The following is an 18,940-nucleotide window of genomic DNA, read 5'->3' on the forward strand; positions in this document are numbered from 1 at the left end:
ACAATGCCCAGAAGCCACTAAATTAAAATATGCGTTTTGCCCACCCTGAATTTCTCCATTTTTTATGGGCAGTGCCGCTTGTGATACTGTTGCTTCTCTTTGGATTGCAACAGAAACGGAAAGCATTGCTGCGATTCTACACTAATGTAAATCCCACACATCTACAGCGACACAAGGTACAAGCGGGATTGTTACTGCTGGGGTATCTCCTGTTGACGCTCGCAATCGCGCGTCCGCAGTGGGGTGCTAAACCTGAGTCGGTCGCGGAAAGGCTGGATGTCATGTTCGCATTAGATATTTCAACCAGTATGCTTGCGGAAAGTGAAGCATCGATTCGGCGACTGACACGCGCCAAAGAGGTTATGTTTTCACTGTTAGAGGAACTCGAAGGTGATCGAGTTGGATTGCTCTACTTTGCTGAAGCGAGTTTCGTTGTGTGTCCCCTGACGAGCGATACTGCCACCCTCAGAGAATTCTTGGCGGCGGTAACTCCTGAAACACTTACCCATAGTGGAACCCGTATCGGCAACGCCATTGAGACAGCAACTGCCCGACTTGACGTAGATCAAAATGACACAACAGCAGTAGAATCCGATTTTGATGGGCAGAAGGTCCTGATTCTGTTTACAGACGGGGAGGACCACGGGGAAGATGTTATTGCTGCCGCAGCGGCGGCACCCCAAAAAGGTGTATATATCTATTGCGTGGGTGTTGGCAACGCTGTCCAATCTGTGCCTATTCCGCTTCAGATGGGGAACGCAGCGGAAACTACGCCCTACAAACGTGATGCTAACGGGCAGTTGGTACTAACGGTGTTGGATGAAACGCAGCTACAAGAAATTGCTGAGGCAGGAAAAGGCAAGTATTATCATGCAAGTATGGGTGTCGCCGAGTTAGCGACGGACTTGGCGCGACTCGAAAAGCAGAAATTCAGGATCCGTTCAGGTGGTGAATATCAAGAACGCTTTCAGTTGTTTGTGGCGGGTGCGTTGATTCTGCTTATCTGTGAATTGCTTCATTTTGCGGTATGGTCGCGTAAAATGCGTTCTTAAGAGACAGATGGGTAGGTTTATAGCGGTGCTCAGAGTGTAAGTCGCGATCAGGAGATCGCTCCTACAGAAGAGAGAATTTCTATGGCGGCGTTATTACGCTTTTTTGAAAATTAGACCATCTGGGCGATAGCGCATCAGTAAAACTAAGATGATGCCGAAGATCAGATAGCGTGCGCCGCTAAATTGAGGAAAGCCGGACAGGATTACGCGTAGGATTTCACTTAAGGAAGCGATGATGACTGCGCCTACAACCGATCCCTTGATGCTGCCCTTGCCGCCCAGGATCACCATACAGAGGATGAGGATAGACTCCCAAAATTCAAAGGTTCGTGCGCTAATGCTTGACGAAAATGGTGCTAAAAAAGCCCCACCGAGGCCTCCAATAGCTGCACTGACAGCAAAGGCGAGCGCCTTGTATCGGCTGACGTTGATTCCCATAGATGCTGCGGCTTGTTCGTCTTCTCGGATAGCAACCCATGCCCTTCCTACACGGGAATGCTGCAACCGGTAGGTAACGAATATGACCAAAGCGAGTAAGATGAGAATATGGTAATAGTGGTGCCAATTCTGATTGAGTTTCATCCCAAAAAGCGTAACGTGTGGAATGTTTTTGACAAATCCATTGATGTCCCCAATCAGCCATATTTCATTTTTCACGATCCGGAAAAGCAATTCTGCAAACCCAAAGGTAACAATTGCGAAATAATCACCAGTAAGGCGTAAGGTAGGCGCGCCACGCAATAATCCCCAAAGTGCGCCGTTAAGGACCGCTAATGGCAAGACCATCCAATAACTAAACCCGAGTCGCACCATCAGAAGTCCCGCGGTGTATCCTCCGACGAGATAGAACCCAACGTAGCCGAGGTCTAACAACCCCGTAAATCCGCAAACGATATTTAGCCCGACCGCAAGAAGTGTGTAGAGACCAACTTGAACAACGATGAAAAGAATATAATCCCCGCTTGGTGTTGGAAGGAAGATGTCCCGATAGGACAGTAAGAGGTTAATGTAATCTATTCCGTACATGAGTAATGGAAAGAAACAGATTAGAAGCCCAAAAATTATGTTTTTGGTTGTTAGTTGATCTCGAATGGTTTCAAGGTTCATAAACGTGGCTCCGCGCTGGACACTGGTTTAGGCACGGGTTGCAGTCGATTTCCCAAACAACCCTGAAGGACGGATTAAAATGACAGCAATCATGACAATATAGGCAATGGCTACCCGATACCCGGAACCGTAGCCGCCGGGGATATAGCCCGCCCCAAATACTTCAGCGAATCCGATGAGGAGTCCTCCGACCATTGCACCGGTGATGTTTCCAATTCCGCCAAGGACAGCAGCGGCAAACGCTGCGACACCCTTATAGTACCCCATCGTCGGTTCAATAATTTCTTTCACACCTACCATCACCCCCGCAACAGCCCCTAAAGCAGAGCCGATAGCGAATGTTATAACAATGACTCGGTTGGTATTGATACCCATCAAATTGGCAGCAACCCGATTTTGGGCACAAGCCCGCATTGCTTTCCCTATCTTTGTTAAGGAGACCAACCGGTTTAAGGCAATCATTAGAGCAAAGGCAAGCAGAATGATACATAAGTCCCGATAGGGTAGAAAAGCACCGCCGGGAAGGGCAATCGCCGTCTCAGTCAAGGAAAATGCCGGTAGAGGTTCGCTTGGAGGAATACCTTGCTTTAAAAATGTCGGTAGAGATTCTGATGGGAAAGGACGTTGCCTTGCACCCCAGATAATTCGCGCGAGATTTTGCAGACCGATTGAAACACCGATCGCTGTGATTAATGCTGAGAGGCGTGCTGCGTTACGAAGCGGACGATAAGCAACCAGATCCATTAACATTCCGATGCCAGCACAGAGGAGCATACTCATCGGGAGTGCTACCCAAAATGGTAGGTTAAAAACCGTGACCAGGGTGAATGCGAAGTAGGCACCGAACATGAAAATTTCGCCGTGGGCGAAGTTAATCAATTCAATAATGCCATAAACCATGGTGTAACCAACGGCAATAAGTGCATAAATGCCGCCGAGCACAAGGGCATTAATCAGCTGCTCTGTAAATTGCTCCATAATTCTTACAGTCCTGTTGTTTATCCTTTAAAGGAATTTGCGAAAATCTCAGTGTTTCAATCTTGAGATTCTCAATCAAGCACTTGGTCAGGAGCAGTCGCGAATTGCCCATCTTTAACGATTTTGACATAAGCCGGTTTATTAACAGTGTCACCGTTTTTGTCAAAATAGGTTAGCCCGGTAATCCCTTTGTATCCTTCTTCCGGCGTATCGAGTGATGCCAAGTGGTCGCGGATGGCTTTCCGATTTTCAGCAAGGGTGGCCTCCCTATTATAGGTTTTTTCGATTGCTTCCGCAATCATACCTACCGCATCGTAAGTTAGTGCCGCCCACGTATCGGGTGGGACACCATATTCACTCTCAAATGATGAAGCGACCTGTTTTGCTTGTTCGCCACCTAATTCAAACGTAAATGGGGTCGTTAGATATGTTCCCTCTGCGGCGGGGCCTGCGATTATGAGATAATCTGGAGAATCCACGCCATCAGCACCGAAAAATTGCGCTGTAATCCCAGCCTCACGCGCCTGTTTCGCGATGAGTCCCGCTTGACCATAAAGACCGGAGATGAAGATAAGATCTGGATTCTTTGCCTTAATACTGGTGAGTTGCGCTTTAAAATCCGTATTGTCTCGGTCGTAGGCTTCAGAGGCAACAATCTCAATCCCAATTTCCTCTGCAGCGGCACTGAAACCGTCTCGAAGTCCACGCCCATAATCGTCATTATCAAACAGAATGGCGACGCTCTGAAACTCCTTCATGTAATTCTTAATATAGTTGGCGATGAACTCTCCCTGAAAATCGTCTCGATATAAATTCCGAAATGTCCAATCACTTCCTTCACAGACGCTTACATTGGTTGAGCCTGGAGACAATTCAACGATCCCATTATCTGCGTAAATGGGTTTACCTGCTAAGGAACATGCACTGTTAAAGTGCCCAACAACCGCGAGAATGCGTCGGTCAGTGGCAAAGCGTGTAGCAACAGCTCTCGCTTCCTTTTCTGTCCCAGCGTCGTCTCCGGGAACGAGTGTTAGTTTCATACCGTTGATGCCACCTGCGTCATTGATGTGTTTCGCTCTGAGTTCAGCACCGCGTTTAATCATCTCTCCAAATGCTGCTGCGTTGCCTGTAAAGGGCCCAGCGACTGCGACTCTTACTTCACCCTGAGTTGTCTGTGTGTCCCTACTTGCAGGCTGACATCCCCAAACAGACACAAGCCCTATTATTAATAATCCGACAAGCCAATCTCTCATTTTGCTATATACTCCCTTCGTTATGTAGCAGATCCCGTGTGTTATCAGTACGAATTAAGCTATTGAGGTTATCGTCATTCTATTTTACGGCAAAACCTGCCTGAAATCAATTTTAAATTCCAGTTTATTCCGCTTACCGTCTTGAATTATCCAAACTTCAGGTAAAACGATTCTAAGATCCGTTGCACTACTCTCAAGCCGATCAAAAATTAAGAAACCGCTCCGTTTTGCACCGGAGAACAACTTTCCACCTTCAAAAATGCTGTCTTCTATTGCAATTCGCCCCCACTCCAATGCTTCAGTGTCTACGTAGGACTGATGGTAGCCGTAGTAAGGATAGTAGCCGTAAGTAGTAGGTGTGTAAGGATAACCACCCGCCCAAGGACTACTTTGTGGACGATCTACGTTGTCATAGAGTGCGTCGAAGTAATCGGTGGATAGGTTAGCATACTGCACACCGTCCCCATCAAGGAGAATCGCTGCGTCCTCAACGACAACGCGGCGATGCTTTCGGTTGTGGACTGTAACTTCAAATACCGTATAAATGGGTTCAACAGCACCGTTCTTCTCAACGAGAAGATACGGATTCAACCTCGGTTCCTCCGTGAGTGAGAACAGTTCTATCTCATCAAGCGGCTTAATAGTGACAGCAACGCCCTCTTTTAAAACAGTTGCTGCGCCCGTCTCTACGTCGATATGGGCATTAAAGCGTCCTTCAATCGGTTCAAGGTATATATCAACCGAGGGTTGTGGGGCAACAGCACACCCCGTTAATAAAGCTCCCACTAAGAGGAGTATACCAATTCTATCCATAATCTGATGCCCGAAGTGGATGCGATCTTTTGTATTACCCATCACCTTGCCCTCCCCTATAATTATATTTTACGCATTGTGAAGTTTATTGTCAAGAGTTTTAATTTTCTGAGTCGGGAATTGGAGTTAGTCGGGAATCGGAGTTCCCTCCTACAAGGTTTATCGGTTGTTAGCAAGTCGGGAATCAGAGTTCCACCTACAAAGAACTAAAATTCCCATTTTAACAGTGTTGCTCGGTTATGCCAGACGAGCATCCCCATTCCCGTGCCGATTGCTGCTCCAGTTAGCACGTCTGAGGTGTAGTGCCGTCCCAAATAGATACGAGAGAAACTGACGAGTCCCGCGCCAATATAGAGTGGGATGCGTAATTTCGGATACCGATAGCCTAAGATCGTCGCAGCACTGAACACAATAGAGGCGTGCCCCGACGGTAAGGACGGATTCCCCAATGTTGCATCGAGCGGTCGCTTCCTGCCTATCAGTCTTTTCATGCCGTATGTTATAACCCCTGCTCCCATATACGCGGAAAATAAAAGTTTTCCGGTTTCTCGGTGTGAATCATTCCCGTACGCCATGAGCAGAGCCGATGCCCCCATTACTGCGCGATAATCTCCAAAATCTGAAATCGTTTCCATGAGTGTCCATGTCGGTTGCTGGCGTGGTGGTGCGTCATAGATACGATCAAAGAGTTCCTGATCCCAGCGCGATACGAAGTTCTCGGCATCCGCTTCTAACCCCGTTATGAAAGCACAGAAAACCAGTGTGCATATCAGCCACGGTTTAAGAGATTTTGATAGTTTGCCCCACTGTCGCTGGCGAGGTTTGTAAACTCGCCCTTGCGTTAGTGTATAGATAATCACAGGTTTTACCATAAAAAATTTCGCTAATATGTAATTCAGACACCAATACTGCATCATGCAACCTGACTCTGTTTATATCACTAAGTTAGCAACTTACAACTGTTGCAAGTTGTAAAAGTTATCAGCAAATGTACAAATTTTCAGAAAATAAGAGAAACATTTTTATTTTTTTATAGGATGGATTTTCCCTGTTGGATATAGGGCGAAATCTTGATGGGAAACACGAAGTGCCCCAAACGCGTTCTCACCTCGAAAATGAATTCTTATCAGATAATAATATGTAATATGCGTTCCGGAGGGTCTCTTATTAGATTTTTCACGGAGAACAGACTCTGCTTTGATGAATTCAAACCTTTCAGGGTTATGCATAGACTTCCTTAAAGATTCAACCAACGCAGGAAACGTGCTGTTTTCTGATATTTTAGCAATGTGTTTTCGCAGTATGTCTATATCAGAACTATGTTTTATGACTACATTAGAAGTAGTATTTGAGATTGGTTGTGAAGAACACCCGAAAGAGAAAACGAGAATCGTGAAAATCAATGAGAAAGAAAAAAAATTCATAGTATCCTCCATAAAGGGTTGAGAGGAAGCAAATAACAAGAAAAATCAAATGACTGATATAAATGTTTGGTTCTAATATATTGTATTTTGTATGGTTTTATAGTAAAATTTATAATTACTCATACCTTATGGATAGGCGAGGTTAGGAACCTGACCGAAATGGAGGTGAGAAGATGCGAATACGCCACGCCGTCGTTGAGTATGACTTGGAAGAGGCAGCAGCGATGTTGGATATCTCACCGGCAGATCTCAAGCAAGCAGTCAGTGCTGGGTACCTTCAGTGTTACTATAGACTCGGCGAAGGTGATTATCGTTTCCATGAAGCAAGTCTCCGTGCGAATAAAGATTTGCTTTCAGAGGACGATTATCTCGCCAAAGTGCTAAAGGCGGGTTCGCATTCAGAGACTACTACGGTGCCTGACGCGGCGGAAGAGGATCTACCGCCCACGCCATCCGATCCATAACCCGCTTTTGCATTTTCCTCTTCGGAGACTACGCGAATTTAATAGGCGCGCCGATGAAGCGCGCCTACCAGAAAATGATTTGAACCTATTCCATTTTCGTTAGTTCGCCTTGAGCTTGCCCCAAGTCGTTGCGAGCTTACCTTGTGCTTCTACTGCGGTAAGCGTCGGGCCAAGGCCATTGTTCATGATATCATTGACCTCTTCCGCTGTCAAACCGCGTTTCCAGAGGTTAAATTCATCCATCAGTCCGGTGAAAGCACGTTGATTGTCGATGTTAAAACCGACACGTGCGCCCTGCCCCCAGTTGTCTGCGATGGGTGTGTCAAGGCGAGAACTTTCTTCACCCACCTTTTCACCGTTGATGTAGAGAACGGCTAATGCGTCTGCACGACTGTACGTGCCACCGTAATGTATCCACTTATTGGCTTCGTTTTTACCTGCTCGGATATCAAATATCGTCCTACCGGGGTTAGGCCCCCGATTGAGCCACCGATAATTTCCGTCCCCACGTGCTTCGGGGTGTACAACCCACGTGCCATCCGTTGCGCGGGCGTTGAAAATTGCCATATCCGATACGGATGCAACGTTAATCCACGCAAGAAGACTCATGCCTTCAATGGGAACGTCCTCAGACTTAACGTTGGGGCCATCTAAATCGAGGAAGCTGCCGGCTGCGAACTGACCGGCTTTGCCAAACTTTCCATCATCGGATTGTGTGACATTACCATTAATCTCGCCATCATAGCCACGTCCAGACTTTTCAAGGACGGTGTTTCCGTCGAAATCTTCGTAGTCGAAATACAGGACTAAATCCGGATCTAAAATCTGAGCGGATGCATCCTGAACTTCTGTCATAAGTATACAGAGAGTGCCTATCAGAAGTAAACATACTAAATAAGGGGTTCGTGTAAGATTGCGTTTCATCTTTTGAAATCCTCCTTTAGATGAACCATTCTTTTACCTTTCTACGACATATAACCCAAGTTGCCACCTATGTATCAGAATCTGTTAGATAATCGGAGGTGTTGTAGCATAGACTGTTCGTCTGTGCCTCTGTGTCGGCAAACGAACATTTTACGCTACAAAATGCCGCAGATAATCAACATCGTTGCCTGAAAAACAGGGCTTTATATCTAAATCCTGTAAGTAGCAACTTGGGTAACATATAATATAGCCACTTTCACTGGTTTCGCCTTACTTTGATGCTTTAAGGCTTCCCCAAGTCGTTGCAAGCTTACCGTGTGCTTCCACAGCAAGAAACGTTTCAACACTATCGTTCATAATAGCATTGACTTCTTCCTCTGTCAAGCCACGTTTCCAGACGTTAAGCTCATCCATGAGTCCGGTGAAAGGACGTTTATTGTCGATGTTAAAGCCGACCCGTGCGCCCTGCCCCCAGTTGCCTGCGATAGGTGTGTCAAGGCGAGACGCTTCTTCACCGACCTTTTTACCATTAATGTAGAGAATGGCTTTTCCATCCGCGCGGCTGTACGTGCCGGCGTAATGCTGCCATTCTTTGGCTACGTTTTTACCTGCTCGGATATCAAATATCGTCCTACCGGGGTTAGGCCCCCGATTGAGCCACCGATAATTGCCATCGCCACGTGCTTCGGGGTGGACAAGCCATGTACCATCGCCTGCGCGAGCGTTGAAAATCGCCATATCCGATATGGCTTCAACGTTAATCCACGCGACAACACTCATCCCTTCAGTGGGGATGTCATCAGGATCAACGTTGGGACCATCTAAATCGAGGAAGCTGCCGGCTGCGAACTGACCGGCTTTGCCAAACTTCCCATCATCGGATTGTGTGATCTTCCCATTAATCTCACCATCGTAACCGCGTCCGGACTTTTCAAGAACGGTCTTGCCTTCAAAGTCCTCATAATCAAAATACAGAACCAAATCCGGATCTAAAGCCTCAGCGGATGTGTCTTGGATTTCTGCCATAAACATACAGAGAGTGCCTATCAGAAGTAAGCACATCAGATAAGGCGTTGGTATAAAGTTCCGTTTCATCTTTTAAGGTCCTCCTTTAGATGAACTATTCCTTTTACTTTGATGCCTTAAGTTTTCCCCATGTAGTTGCCAATTTACCGTGCGCTTCCACAGCAAGAAATGCCTCAACGCCGTCGTTCATAATAGCATTGACTTCTTCCTCTGTCAAGCCACGTTTCCAGACGTTAAGCTCATCCATGAGTCCGGCGAAAGGACGGTTGTTGTCAATGTTATAGCCAACGCGGGCACCCTGTCCCCAGTTGTCTGCAATAGGCGTGCCGACACGGGCTTTTTCTTCACCCACATTTTTCCCGTTTATATATAGTATGGCTTTTCCATCCGCGCGGCTGAACGTGCCAGCGTAATGCTGCCATTCATTCGCCTCGTTATCTCCAGCGCGAATGTCAAAGATAGTCGCACCGCCAGGACTCCGGTTGAGCCAACGATACTTGCCACTCCCGCGTGCCTCTGGATGTACAAGCCACGTATTATCCTTCGCACGCGCATTGAAAATTGCCATATCTGCGATGGCTTCAACGTGAATCCACGCGACGATACTCATGCCTTCGGTAGGAATATCCTCAGGCTTGACATTGGGACCATCTAAGTCGAGAAAACTTCCGGTTACAAAATGGGCGGCTTTGCCAAACTTTCCATCATTGGATTGGGTAACCTTCCCATTAATCGCACCATCGTAACCGCGTCCAGACTTTTCAAGGACAGTATCGCCTTTGAAATCCTCATAGTCAAAATATAGTACCAAATCCGGATCTAAAACCTCAGCCGACGCGGTCTGAACTATACAGAGAGCACCTATCAGAAGTAAGCACGCCAGATAAGGGGTTAGTATAAGGTTCCGTTTCATCTTTTGAAATCCTCCTTTAGATGAACCATTTCTTTACGTTGTTATTTATTACATCTTGGCACTTGCATTTAGTGTACCATCTTTCCATTCGTATGTGCAAATGAAAATGGAAAAAATCTTGATTTTAACTTCGCTTTGCGTTAAACTGATTTAGGATGTGAATGGAAAAATATAAAAAGGTTTAGGGTTCTGTGAGGGGATGTAAGGTTGCGAAGTGTAGGAATTATCCCAGCCCGCTATGCATCAAGCCGTTTTGAGGGCAAGCCATTGGTGAATCTTCTCGGGAAACCGATGGTACAGCATGTTTACGAAAGCGCGTGCCGTGCAAAGACGTTAGATGAAGTTATTGTCGCTACGGATGACACGCGCATTTACGATGCTGTAAAGCAATTTGGCGGGAACGTCCAGATGACAGGTGATTGTGCAACAGGTACTGAGCGGGTTGCCGTTGTTGCAGAGCGGTTGACGTGTGATATTGTTGCCAATATCCAAGGGGACGAACCCTTGCTCGACCCGGTACAGATAGACATGATGCTGCAGCCTTTCATTGATAAACCGGATGTGCAGGTTTGCACGTTAAAGCAACGGGTTGAAACTGACGCGGATTATCGAGATGGTAACGTGGTTAAAGTCGTTACAAATCTTCAGGGCGACGCATTATACTTTTCACGCGCATCTATGCCCGGGAGTAGAGGCGAAATGATCTCGCCCCTACTGCACAAATTCCCTGTGTATCGGCATGTCGGTTTATACGCTTACCGCCGAGAGCAGCTCCTCGCTTTCACAAAGTGGGACAGCACACCTTATGAACTCGCGGAGGGGTTAGAACAATTACGCTTTTTAGAACACGGTGTCCCGATTCACGTTGTTGAGACCGACATTCCACTTATTGGGGTTGATGTTCCTGCCGACTTGGAACGGGTAAAACAAATTTTGGAGGCTTCATAAAGAAATTTCATGACAAAATACATTTTCGTAACGGGCGGGGTTATTTCAGGGATCGGCAAAGGTATCACAACTGCATCGTTAGGTAGATTGCTCATCAATCGCGGGTTTAAGGTGATTGTTGTCAAGATTGATCCATATCTCAACGTGGACGCGGGGGTGATGAACCCATTCCAACATGGTGAGGTTTTCGTCACCCATGATGGCGCGGAAACCGATCTGGACCTGGGAAATTATGAAAGGTTTCTTGGCATAGATCTGAACAAATACTCTAACTTTACGACGGGTTCCGTCTATAGTGAAGTGATTGCGAAGGAACGGCGGGGTGACTATCTCGGTGAAACCGTGCAGCTGATTCCACATATTACCGATGAAATCAAACGTCGTATCTATCAGATCGGGGAGGACAACGAAGCCGAAATCGTCATTACGGAGATAGGTGGAACCATCGGGGACTTTGAGATGCCACCGTTTGTCGAAGCCATCCGACAAATGGCTGTTGAGGTAGGACGCGAAGATACCATGTTTCTCCATGTGTCGCTTATTTACACCTTACCTAATGGCGAGAGCAAGAGCAAACCGACACAACATAGCATCCGCAAACTCCAGGAATTGGGTGTCCAACCAGATGTGCTGCTTTGCCGCACCAGCCAAATGTTAGATGAAGCCTTCCGCCAGAAAATTGCCCTCCTTTGCGGTATTGCTGAAGAATGTATTTTTGAAGGATTGGACACAAAGTGCGTTGATGAAATCCCGCTTAATTTTGAACGACAAGGGATGGGACATCTCGTTTCAAAGAAACTTGGACTTGAAACGCGCGTACCCATGGATGCTGAATGGGGCGCGATGGTCGAAAAACTAAAAAACCCAAAGCAGGAAGCCCGAATTGCGATTGTTGGAAAATACACAACCGGCAATGATGCCTATATCAGTGTGCAGGAAGCACTTAAACACGGTGGAATTGCTAACGAAGTCTCTGTCGAAATTGAGTGGATAGAAGCGGAGTCGCTCACAGAACATCCAGATCTTGATAGTGTTTTTGAAAATGCTGACGGGATATTGGTTCCAGGGGGGTTCGGTTATCGGGGCATTGAAGGAATGCTGGTTGCTGCACGATACGCCCGTGAAAATGACATTCCGTATTTCGGATTATGTCTCGGCATGCAGTGTCTCGTAATTGAGTTTGCCCGGCACGTCGCGAACCTAAAAAATGCAAATACCACAGAAGTAGACGAGAATACACCCTATCCGGTTATAGATTTAATGCATGAACAGCGTTCGATAGCTGACCTCGGTGCAACAATGCGACTCGGACATTATCCGTGCGTCCTCAAAGAAAATACCAAAAGTTATGATGCTTATCAACAACCTATTATTTTGGAGCGTCACCGTCATCGTTACGAGCTAAACAACCAATACCGTTCGCAATTGGAGGCAGCAGGTCTCCGTTTCAGCGGAATGTCGCCTGATGAGAGTCTCGTTGAGATCGCTGAAGTGGCGGATCATCCATGGATGGTAGGTTCACAGTTTCATCCTGAATTCCAATCGAAACCCCTTGCACCACATCCACTTTTCCGGGAATTTATCGCCGCGGTGCTTTCTCATCAGGGCGAGGATCAAGATATGGAAGGAGCAAATACGTAATGAACAACATAGCTACAGTTCGCTCCGGTGCCTGGTACGGAGATAAGGAACTGACGCTGAATTTTCCAACGGATTGGGAAGTAGAAATGTTGGATCCGAAAGACGCACCAACGCTTTCTGATACCCAAATTGAACAAGCATTTGCTGAACCGATCGGTACGCCTCGTATTTCGGAACTCGCGAAGGGGAAAAAGAGTGCTACCATCATCGTCGATGATCTGAGTCGTCCGACTCCCGCTTCAAGGATTATTCCATACATTTTACGTGAGCTAACCTCGGCGGGTGTTCCGAAATCAGAGATTCGGTTTGTTGCTGGTGTCGGTGCCCACCGACCTCTTACCGACGAAGATATTGTGAAAAAGGTTGGCGCAGATATCGCTGCTGCGTACGAGGTAACTAATCATAACTTTATGAGTGGGGACCTGCGTGCGTTTGGCAACCTTGAGAACGGTATGCCGGTGTATCTCAACCCTGTCGTCGCGGACGCGGATTTTAAAATCTGTCTCGGCGGTATCTATCCGCATAGTTCCGTCGGTTTTAGCGGCGGTGCGAAACTCATTGTTCCCGGTATTGCAGGCTTTACCACAATGTTCTATTTCCATACTTTTCCGCCGGGGCGCGGACCCGCTGTGATTGAGGGACAGAGTGATGAACCGGATCGTCGCGACAGTGCCGAACTGGCAGCAGGCGTTCTCGGTCTTGATGTGATCGCCAACGTTGTGCTCAATAGCCATCGTGAAATCTGCGGACTGTTTGTCGGTGATTTTATCAAGGCACATCGTAAAGGCGCGCATTTCGCGATGGATACCTACGGAACAATGATACCAGAAACAACTCGAAAAGAGACTGATCTGGTGATAATTAATTGCTATCCACTTGATGCTGATGCAATTCAGCTGGATAAGGCACTGGCGGCTTTAAGCTATTTTGAAAACGCTTACACGATAGCACTCTACCCTGCGAGCGATAGCAGTTGCTACCACGGGTTGTTCGACCGAATTGATTATCCACGTTACCTCCGACAACGCGCCGAACAGACGCCACCCGAAGCCCCACCGCAGCAGATCGGACGGCGTGGACAACTCCATGTTTGGTCTGAGCATTTTTTTGCAGATGACTTCTATAAAGAATATCCAGCATCGCTTCTTTTTCGCGACTTAGAGGGACTAATTCAATTGTTCGTAGAGAAGCTGCCAGAGCAGGCAAAAGTTGCTGTTTTACCCGTAGGAGGAATTCAAGTTCTAACGTGAACTCTCATTAGTCAGGTCCGTATACAGATACCATCCTGCTGGAAAAGTTTGAAAGTGTGCTAAAGTTGCGAATGCCTCGCAGTGAGAGTAATTTTACGGACTTTAGAAACACTTCGCGGACTTCTTTAACTAACAACCGATAACTGAAAACCATTCCCTCCGATAGCCAATCTGTGATTCACAAATGGAGGACAATTATGAACAATACCACTACAGTCTACTCCCGTGCTTGGTACGGAGATGAAGAACTCACACTGAATTTTCCAACCGGCTGGGAAGTAGAAATGTTGGGTCCGAAAGACGCGCCCGTGCTTTCTGATGCCCAAATTGAACGGTCATTCGCTGAACCGATTGGTGCCTCTCGTATTTCGGAACTCGCGAAGGGCAAAAAGAGTGCTGCCATCGTCGTTGATGACCTGAGCCGCCCAACGCCTGCTGCGAGAGTCATCCCGTTCCTCCTGCGCGAATTAGCGTCAGCAGGTGTCCCAAAATCCGAGATTCGATTCGTTATCGGTGGTGGATCACACCGTCCTATCACCGATGAAGAAATCGCGAAAAAAATCGGGGCGGATATTGCCGCTGAATATGAGGCAACAAACCACGACTTTATGGGTGGTGATCTGCAAGCCTTGGGGAACCTTGATAACGGTATGCCTATCTATCTCGACCGTGTCGTTGCGGATGCAGATTTCAAAGTGTGTCTGGGTGGCATCTATCCACACGGTTCTGTCGGTTTCGGTGGTGGTGCGAAATTGGTGGTGCCGGGTATTGCTGGTTTCGCGACGATGTTCTATTTCCATACCTTTTCACCCGGGCGTGGGCACGCTGTAATTGAAAGAAAAGGGAGTGAACCCGATCATCGCGATTTCTCTGAAGCGGTCGCTGGTGTCCTTGGACTCGATGTGATTGTCAACACTGTGCTCAATAGTCGGCGTGAAATTTGCGGGTTGTTTGTCGGTGATTTTGTGCAGGCGCACCGTAAAGGGGCACACTTCGCTTTGAAAACCTACGGTACAGAGATACCGGAGACCAGCCGAAAAGAGACCGATCTGGTTGTGCTGAACTGTTACCCGCTTGATAGCGACCCGATTCAAACTGGAAAAGCGTTGTGGGCACTGTCCTATTTTGAGAAAGCACATAGCATGGCACTCAACCCAGCAAGCGATGGCATCTGCTACCACGGTCTGTTTGAACAGATTGATTATGCTCGCTTCCGACAGCAGCAATCAGAAAGGACAGCGTCTGAACTGCCAGCACCCCAACTCGGAACCCAAGATCAACTGCACGTCTGGTCAGAACACTTTTTGGTAGACGACTTTTACAAGAAACATCCAAGCGCGCTACTCTTCCGAGACCTTGATGAATTGATCGCGTTGTTCGCAGAAAAACTGCCAGCACGCGCCAAAGTTGCTGTGTTCCCCGCTGCCGGGATTCAGGTGTTAGCACCGGAGAAGTAGATGCTGAAAGAACGTCCGACCGAAAACTCTTTTCTACAAAGCGTTAATGCCTTCCTTGGTAAAATCGAAATCGGATTCCTCTGCTTGATCGTCGCAATGATGCTGGGGCTTGCGATACTCAAAATCGTTATGCGTTATGTATTCAATGCCAGCCTGTTGTGGAGCGATATGATGCTTCAGCACTTGACGCTATGGCTCTGCTTCTTCGGTGCTGCTCTTGCTACCTGCGAGAGACGACACATCAGTATTGATGTACTCAGTCGGATACTACCCAAAAAGATTACACGATGGACAAATCTTGTTGTCGATTGCGTTGCTTTGATTGTCGTCGCGATTTTAGCTTATTACGGCTTTATCTTCTTACAAGATGAAAAGTCAAGTGAGGCTGTATTAATTGGAAGTGTCCCTTTATGGTGGGCAAAGGCTATTATCCCCTACGGTTTTGTCCTCATCGGCATCCATTTTGCGCTTCAGATAGGTATCCATTTGGTAGGGACGAGGTCACCGCGAAGAAACACCCAAGCAAAAACCCCCTACGTCGAAGGAGAATCGGAGTAATGGGATTAATAATCGGCATTGGATTAGTCGGTTTCGCGCTTCTCGGCGGTGCACTCTTTGTTTTACTCGGTGGTGCTTCAATTATCGGATACGCCACAGCGGGTGAACCAATTTCAACGATCCTGATTGATTTCAATCGACTCACCCGGAATTCAACAATTCTGATTATCCCACTTTTCACATTTGCGGGGTATATTATCGCTGAGGGGAAGGCACCACAACGCTTGGTTGCGTTCGCACGTGCGAGCGTGGGCTGGTTACCAGGCGGCATCGCAGTGGTCGTCCTCGTTACTTGTGCTTTCTTTACCACTTTCACTGGGGCATCCGGGGTAACGATTATTGCCCTCGGTGGATTGGTTTATCCGATTTTACGGCAGACTTATAATGAGAAATTTTCACTCGGCTTGATAACGGCTTCTGGAAGTATCGGTCTCTTGTTTCCACCAAGCGTTCCTCTCATCCTGTACGCGATTATCGCTCAAGTCCCAATTGATACGATGTTCCTTGCGGGTATTTTGCCCGGTCTGCTGATTCTCGGTGTTCTGAGTTTCTACTGTTGTGGCTGGAGCTTCATCAAACGCACGGAAACGACACCGTTTTATTGGGACGTTTTCCTGCAAACGTTCTGGGAAGCGAAGTGGGAACTGCTTCTACCTTTTATTGTGTTGGGGGGTATCCTCTCCGGGCTGGTTACGCTGGACGAAGCGGCTGCATTAACAGCGATCTATGCCTGTATCGTGGAGATGGTCATTCACCGTTCTATTTCATTGAAGGCGTTGCCACGCATTGTCAAAGAGAGCACGGTGCTCGTCGGCGCAATCCTCATTATTCTCGGTATCGCGTTAGGATTGACAAACTATCTCATCACACTTGACGTACCTACAACTGTCCTTGACTGGATTCAGTCAACAACGGAAAGCCGCGTCATTACACTTATCGGACTCAATATTTTCCTGCTCATTGTTGGGTGTCTGATGGATATCTTTTCAGCAGTGATTATCGTGGTGCCGTTACTACTCCCTATCGCTGAAGAATTTGGTATTGACAAGGCGCATCTCGGCATTATTGTCTTGACGAACCTTGAAATCGGTTATTTGACACCACCGGTCGGAATGAACCTGTTCATCTCAAGCATGAAGTTTGACCGGTCTGTCTTGCTGCTTTACCGTTCTGTGTTATTGTTCATTGCATTATTGCTGGTGGCTCTCGTATTGGTGACGTATGTTCCAGAGTTCAGTCTGTGGCTACCGGAGTTTTTTGGGAAAACACCACAGTCGCTTCTTTGAATGTACGCGAAATAAGTCTGGTAATAGAATTACCAGACTTATCTAAGGTTGCGCTGTGAGAACAGGGTTCACAAAGCCGATATTCAAATCTGCTATTACTGCTTTGCTTTCAACTCACCCCACGTAACAGCCAATTTTCCCGCCGCTTCAACATCCAAACTGACATCCATCATCTCACCAATTTCTTTTGCGGTGAGTGCACGTTCCCAAAACGAGATTTCGTCAATAATGCCTTCTGCGCCGTTGGTCAAAGCGATGTACTTAATCGTTTCCCATCCGAATCTCGGTTTTTCGTGAAGTGCTGGGAAACCACCACCAATTTTACGGCTCGTCGCCTGCTCTTTACCGTCAATATAAAGAAACGGCGGTTCACCGGTGAAATCCCACGTTGCAGCACAGTGGAACCACTCATCTTTTTTGATGATGCCTGTCGGATCGAATTCAACGTCTTGCCAATCGCCGTCGTCCGCTGCTTCAAAATAGAAACCAAATTCTGCGGGTGTGATGTCTGGGTGCGCTGACCCTTTTCCTATGAAAAAGTAAATGGGACCGAAACTGGCATCAAAAAGCCGGTAGTCCTTGTCATCTTTGCCATCCCAATCCGGTTTGAACCAGAAGAGCACACTTCCTGCCTCGGTGACGACGTTGGGCACTTCAAGATAGGTTTCCTTGCCTCTGAGGGCAATACCGGCAGCATATTTGCCTTGACCAGCAACCCATTTCGCTGCGCCGCCAAATGTTCCATCGTTTCCATTGCCTGTACCATCAACGGCTTTGTTTCCACTACCTTCGCCAATCCACAAAAGCAAATCGTTGTCATTAGGGATTCCTGCAAACGAAGAAGCAATGACAAACATACTCATCAGTAAAACCAAATAAACCTGCCTCATAGTTTCTAATCCTCCCAATCGAATGTTTGAATTTTGAGAGGATTTTAGCAGAATTTGGAAATTAAGTCAACTGCTTTTCTTCGCGTCCGCAGCTTCTGACTTAGGAGGCACTTCTATTGAAGTGTTTTGCGCCAGTTTGACAGTTGCCGACGCGGGTGCTCGTTTCTTTGGAGCCAGTTGTGGCTGACCCAGTTTGGGACGTGTCCGAAACTGTGGCAGCGGTCCCGGTGGTTCGTAAGTCGTATGTATTGGACGTTGACCTATTGAATGTCCAATGACATGTTCCCTTGTTTCAATGGGTTGCTCTTTCATACGATCATATCTCCCATTTGCTGGTTCAGTTTTTCCTGAACCTTCTGCCGGTGTCGGCGCGTCAAAAGGAAATCATCCTTTAACATTTGCGAACCGACCAATAACCATTCTCGGTACTGTTCAAATGTGTCTTTGAATTGCTCCAACGGAAAATCTGGATTGACTTCCATATCATAGATGAACCGTTCGAGATTAAGGCGTAAACTCTTGAAATATTGAGCGTTATGACTCAAATCGGTTATACGGTCCGATATTTTAAGTATGACGTGCAAGAGTGCTAAGAACGCGGCACATCCGGCTATAATGAGCCATGCTGATTTTCCTGTTGGTGTCCCCCATGACATCCAACCTACCATAACTGAAGCGATGGTAGCAATAGTCATGATGCTTTTGATTGCACCATCTATAGGTTTCCATTTCTGGAGTACCGAAGTCATCAGACTTTCAGAATAAGCGACGCGATAGAAGGTTTCAAGTGCGGTCTGCCAGAGAAGGTCTTTCTGATAGTCTTCCGCTGTTCTGTCCATTATTAGGATCTCCTTTTCGGAATGCATTCCATTACAATAGTAGGTACCCTTGTGTGCGATTACATAGATTTGTTACAGTATTAAGTAACGAAAGAATTGAAGGATTGGTAACAGTTT

19 protein-coding genes are annotated in these 18,940 nt (G+C 47.1%); 8 read left to right on the plus strand and 11 right to left on the minus strand.

All coding sequences use genetic code 11. From position 1 onward, the window contains the following. Positions 1-29 precede the first annotated feature (29 nt). Positions 30-1,052: a VWA domain-containing protein gene (locus OXH39_03175; GenBank protein ID MCY3549437.1), complete on the plus strand. Its 1,023-nt coding sequence runs from the start codon at positions 30-32 to the stop codon at positions 1,050-1,052. Between the two features lie 93 nt (positions 1,053-1,145). Here the strand turns inward: OXH39_03175 and OXH39_03180 are convergent, their stop codons facing one another. The 5 genes from OXH39_03180 to OXH39_03200 form a co-directional block, all read right to left on the minus strand. Next, positions 1,146-2,159: a branched-chain amino acid ABC transporter permease gene (locus OXH39_03180; GenBank protein ID MCY3549438.1), complete on the minus strand. Its 1,014-nt coding sequence runs from the start codon at positions 2,157-2,159 to the stop codon at positions 1,146-1,148. Between the two features lie 27 nt (positions 2,160-2,186). Beyond that, positions 2,187-3,137, minus strand: a complete 951-nt coding sequence (locus OXH39_03185) for a branched-chain amino acid ABC transporter permease (protein ID MCY3549439.1) — start codon at positions 3,135-3,137, stop codon at positions 2,187-2,189. A 71-nt stretch (positions 3,138-3,208) separates the two neighbouring features. Further along, positions 3,209-4,390: an ABC transporter substrate-binding protein gene (locus tag OXH39_03190; protein ID MCY3549440.1), complete on the minus strand. Its 1,182-nt coding sequence runs from the start codon at positions 4,388-4,390 to the stop codon at positions 3,209-3,211. An 84-nt stretch (positions 4,391-4,474) separates the two neighbouring features. Further along, positions 4,475-5,245, minus strand: a complete 771-nt coding sequence (locus OXH39_03195; protein ID MCY3549441.1) for a hypothetical protein — start codon at positions 5,243-5,245, stop codon at positions 4,475-4,477. A gap of 164 nt (positions 5,246-5,409) precedes the next feature. Further along, entirely contained in the window at positions 5,410-6,075 is a 666-nt protein-coding gene (locus OXH39_03200) for a phosphatase PAP2 family protein (protein MCY3549442.1), read from the minus strand. A 725-nt stretch (positions 6,076-6,800) separates the two neighbouring features. Between OXH39_03200 and OXH39_03205 the strand changes: the two genes are divergently transcribed. After that, positions 6,801-7,091, plus strand: coding sequence for a helix-turn-helix domain-containing protein (locus OXH39_03205; GenBank protein ID MCY3549443.1), 291 nt, complete (start codon positions 6,801-6,803; stop codon positions 7,089-7,091). A gap of 99 nt (positions 7,092-7,190) precedes the next feature. Here OXH39_03205 and OXH39_03210 read toward each other — a convergent pair whose 3' ends face one another. The 3 genes from OXH39_03210 to OXH39_03220 all read right to left on the minus strand — a co-directional run bounded on the left by OXH39_03210 (position 7,191) and on the right by OXH39_03220 (position 9,954). Then, positions 7,191-8,015 carry a LamG domain-containing protein gene (locus OXH39_03210; GenBank protein MCY3549444.1) on the minus strand — a complete coding sequence of 275 codons (825 nt, stop codon included), beginning with the start codon at positions 8,013-8,015 and terminating at the stop codon, positions 7,191-7,193. 270 nt (positions 8,016-8,285) lie between these two features. Beyond that, positions 8,286-9,110, minus strand: coding sequence for a LamG domain-containing protein (locus OXH39_03215; GenBank protein ID MCY3549445.1), 825 nt, complete (start codon positions 9,108-9,110; stop codon positions 8,286-8,288). 34 nt (positions 9,111-9,144) lie between these two features. After that, positions 9,145-9,954, minus strand: coding sequence for a LamG domain-containing protein (locus OXH39_03220; protein MCY3549446.1), 810 nt, complete (start codon positions 9,952-9,954; stop codon positions 9,145-9,147). Positions 9,955-10,161: 207 nt separating this feature from the next. On the opposite strand from OXH39_03220, the gene kdsB reads away from it, so the two are divergent. The 6 genes from kdsB to OXH39_03250 all read left to right on the plus strand — a co-directional run bounded on the left by kdsB (position 10,162) and on the right by OXH39_03250 (position 17,094). Further along, complete coding sequence (gene kdsB / locus OXH39_03225; GenBank protein MCY3549447.1) at positions 10,162-10,902, plus strand: 3-deoxy-manno-octulosonate cytidylyltransferase; 741 nt, start codon at positions 10,162-10,164, stop codon at positions 10,900-10,902. A gap of 9 nt (positions 10,903-10,911) precedes the next feature. After that, a complete protein-coding gene (locus tag OXH39_03230; protein ID MCY3549448.1) occupies positions 10,912-12,543 on the plus strand; it encodes a CTP synthase in 1,632 nt (543 codons plus the stop codon). After that, positions 12,543-13,793 carry a lactate racemase domain-containing protein gene (locus tag OXH39_03235; protein ID MCY3549449.1) on the plus strand — a complete coding sequence of 417 codons (1,251 nt, stop codon included), beginning with the start codon at positions 12,543-12,545 and terminating at the stop codon, positions 13,791-13,793. Before OXH39_03230 ends, OXH39_03235 begins: the two co-directional genes overlap by 1 nt. A 197-nt stretch (positions 13,794-13,990) precedes the next feature. Further along, on the plus strand, positions 13,991-15,250 hold the full coding sequence (locus tag OXH39_03240) for a lactate racemase domain-containing protein (protein MCY3549450.1): 1,260 nt from the start codon (positions 13,991-13,993) through the stop codon (positions 15,248-15,250). After that, on the plus strand, positions 15,251-15,808 hold the full coding sequence (locus tag OXH39_03245; GenBank protein ID MCY3549451.1) for a TRAP transporter small permease: 558 nt from the start codon (positions 15,251-15,253) through the stop codon (positions 15,806-15,808). Further along, entirely contained in the window at positions 15,808-17,094 is a 1,287-nt protein-coding gene (locus OXH39_03250) for a TRAP transporter large permease (GenBank protein MCY3549452.1), read from the plus strand. Before OXH39_03245 ends, OXH39_03250 begins: the two co-directional genes overlap by 1 nt. Positions 17,095-17,189: 95 nt before the next feature. Here OXH39_03250 and OXH39_03255 read toward each other — a convergent pair whose 3' ends face one another. From OXH39_03255 to OXH39_03265, 3 genes are all read right to left on the minus strand, one after another. Beyond that, positions 17,190-17,984 carry a hypothetical protein gene (locus tag OXH39_03255; GenBank protein MCY3549453.1) on the minus strand — a complete coding sequence of 265 codons (795 nt, stop codon included), beginning with the start codon at positions 17,982-17,984 and terminating at the stop codon, positions 17,190-17,192. Between the two features lie 66 nt (positions 17,985-18,050). Beyond that, positions 18,051-18,296 carry a hypothetical protein gene (locus OXH39_03260; GenBank protein ID MCY3549454.1) on the minus strand — a complete coding sequence of 82 codons (246 nt, stop codon included), beginning with the start codon at positions 18,294-18,296 and terminating at the stop codon, positions 18,051-18,053. Beyond that, a complete protein-coding gene (locus OXH39_03265) occupies positions 18,293-18,823 on the minus strand; it encodes a hypothetical protein (GenBank protein ID MCY3549455.1) in 531 nt (176 codons plus the stop codon). Before OXH39_03265 ends, OXH39_03260 begins: the two co-directional genes overlap by 4 nt. Between the last annotated feature and the right edge of the window lie 117 nt (positions 18,824-18,940).

The organism is Candidatus Poribacteria bacterium, assembly GCA_026702755.1.
GTDB lineage: Bacteria > Poribacteria > WGA-4E > WGA-4E > WGA-3G > WGA-3G.

Coding starts and splice junctions, on each gene's coding strand:
- OXH39_03175 (MCY3549437.1), top strand. CDS start 30: ATGCGTTTTGCCCACCCTGAATTTCTCCATTTTTTATGGGCAGTGCCG.
- OXH39_03180 (MCY3549438.1), bottom strand. CDS start 2,159: ATGAACCTTGAAACCATTCGAGATCAACTAACAACCAAAAACATAATT.
- OXH39_03185 (MCY3549439.1), bottom strand. CDS start 3,137: ATGGAGCAATTTACAGAGCAGCTGATTAATGCCCTTGTGCTCGGCGGC.
- OXH39_03190 (MCY3549440.1), bottom strand. CDS start 4,390: ATGAGAGATTGGCTTGTCGGATTATTAATAATAGGGCTTGTGTCTGTT.
- OXH39_03195 (MCY3549441.1), bottom strand. CDS start 5,245: ATGGGTAATACAAAAGATCGCATCCACTTCGGGCATCAGATTATGGAT.
- OXH39_03200 (MCY3549442.1), bottom strand. CDS start 6,075: ATGGTAAAACCTGTGATTATCTATACACTAACGCAAGGGCGAGTTTAC.
- OXH39_03205 (MCY3549443.1), top strand. CDS start 6,801: ATGCGAATACGCCACGCCGTCGTTGAGTATGACTTGGAAGAGGCAGCA.
- OXH39_03210 (MCY3549444.1), bottom strand. CDS start 8,015: ATGAAACGCAATCTTACACGAACCCCTTATTTAGTATGTTTACTTCTG.
- OXH39_03215 (MCY3549445.1), bottom strand. CDS start 9,110: ATGAAACGGAACTTTATACCAACGCCTTATCTGATGTGCTTACTTCTG.
- OXH39_03220 (MCY3549446.1), bottom strand. CDS start 9,954: ATGAAACGGAACCTTATACTAACCCCTTATCTGGCGTGCTTACTTCTG.
- OXH39_03230 (MCY3549448.1), top strand. CDS start 10,912: ATGACAAAATACATTTTCGTAACGGGCGGGGTTATTTCAGGGATCGGC.
- OXH39_03235 (MCY3549449.1), top strand. CDS start 12,543: ATGAACAACATAGCTACAGTTCGCTCCGGTGCCTGGTACGGAGATAAG.
- OXH39_03240 (MCY3549450.1), top strand. CDS start 13,991: ATGAACAATACCACTACAGTCTACTCCCGTGCTTGGTACGGAGATGAA.
- OXH39_03245 (MCY3549451.1), top strand. CDS start 15,251: ATGCTGAAAGAACGTCCGACCGAAAACTCTTTTCTACAAAGCGTTAAT.
- OXH39_03250 (MCY3549452.1), top strand. CDS start 15,808: ATGGGATTAATAATCGGCATTGGATTAGTCGGTTTCGCGCTTCTCGGC.
- OXH39_03255 (MCY3549453.1), bottom strand. CDS start 17,984: ATGAGGCAGGTTTATTTGGTTTTACTGATGAGTATGTTTGTCATTGCT.
- OXH39_03260 (MCY3549454.1), bottom strand. CDS start 18,296: ATGAAAGAGCAACCCATTGAAACAAGGGAACATGTCATTGGACATTCA.
- OXH39_03265 (MCY3549455.1), bottom strand. CDS start 18,823: ATGGACAGAACAGCGGAAGACTATCAGAAAGACCTTCTCTGGCAGACC.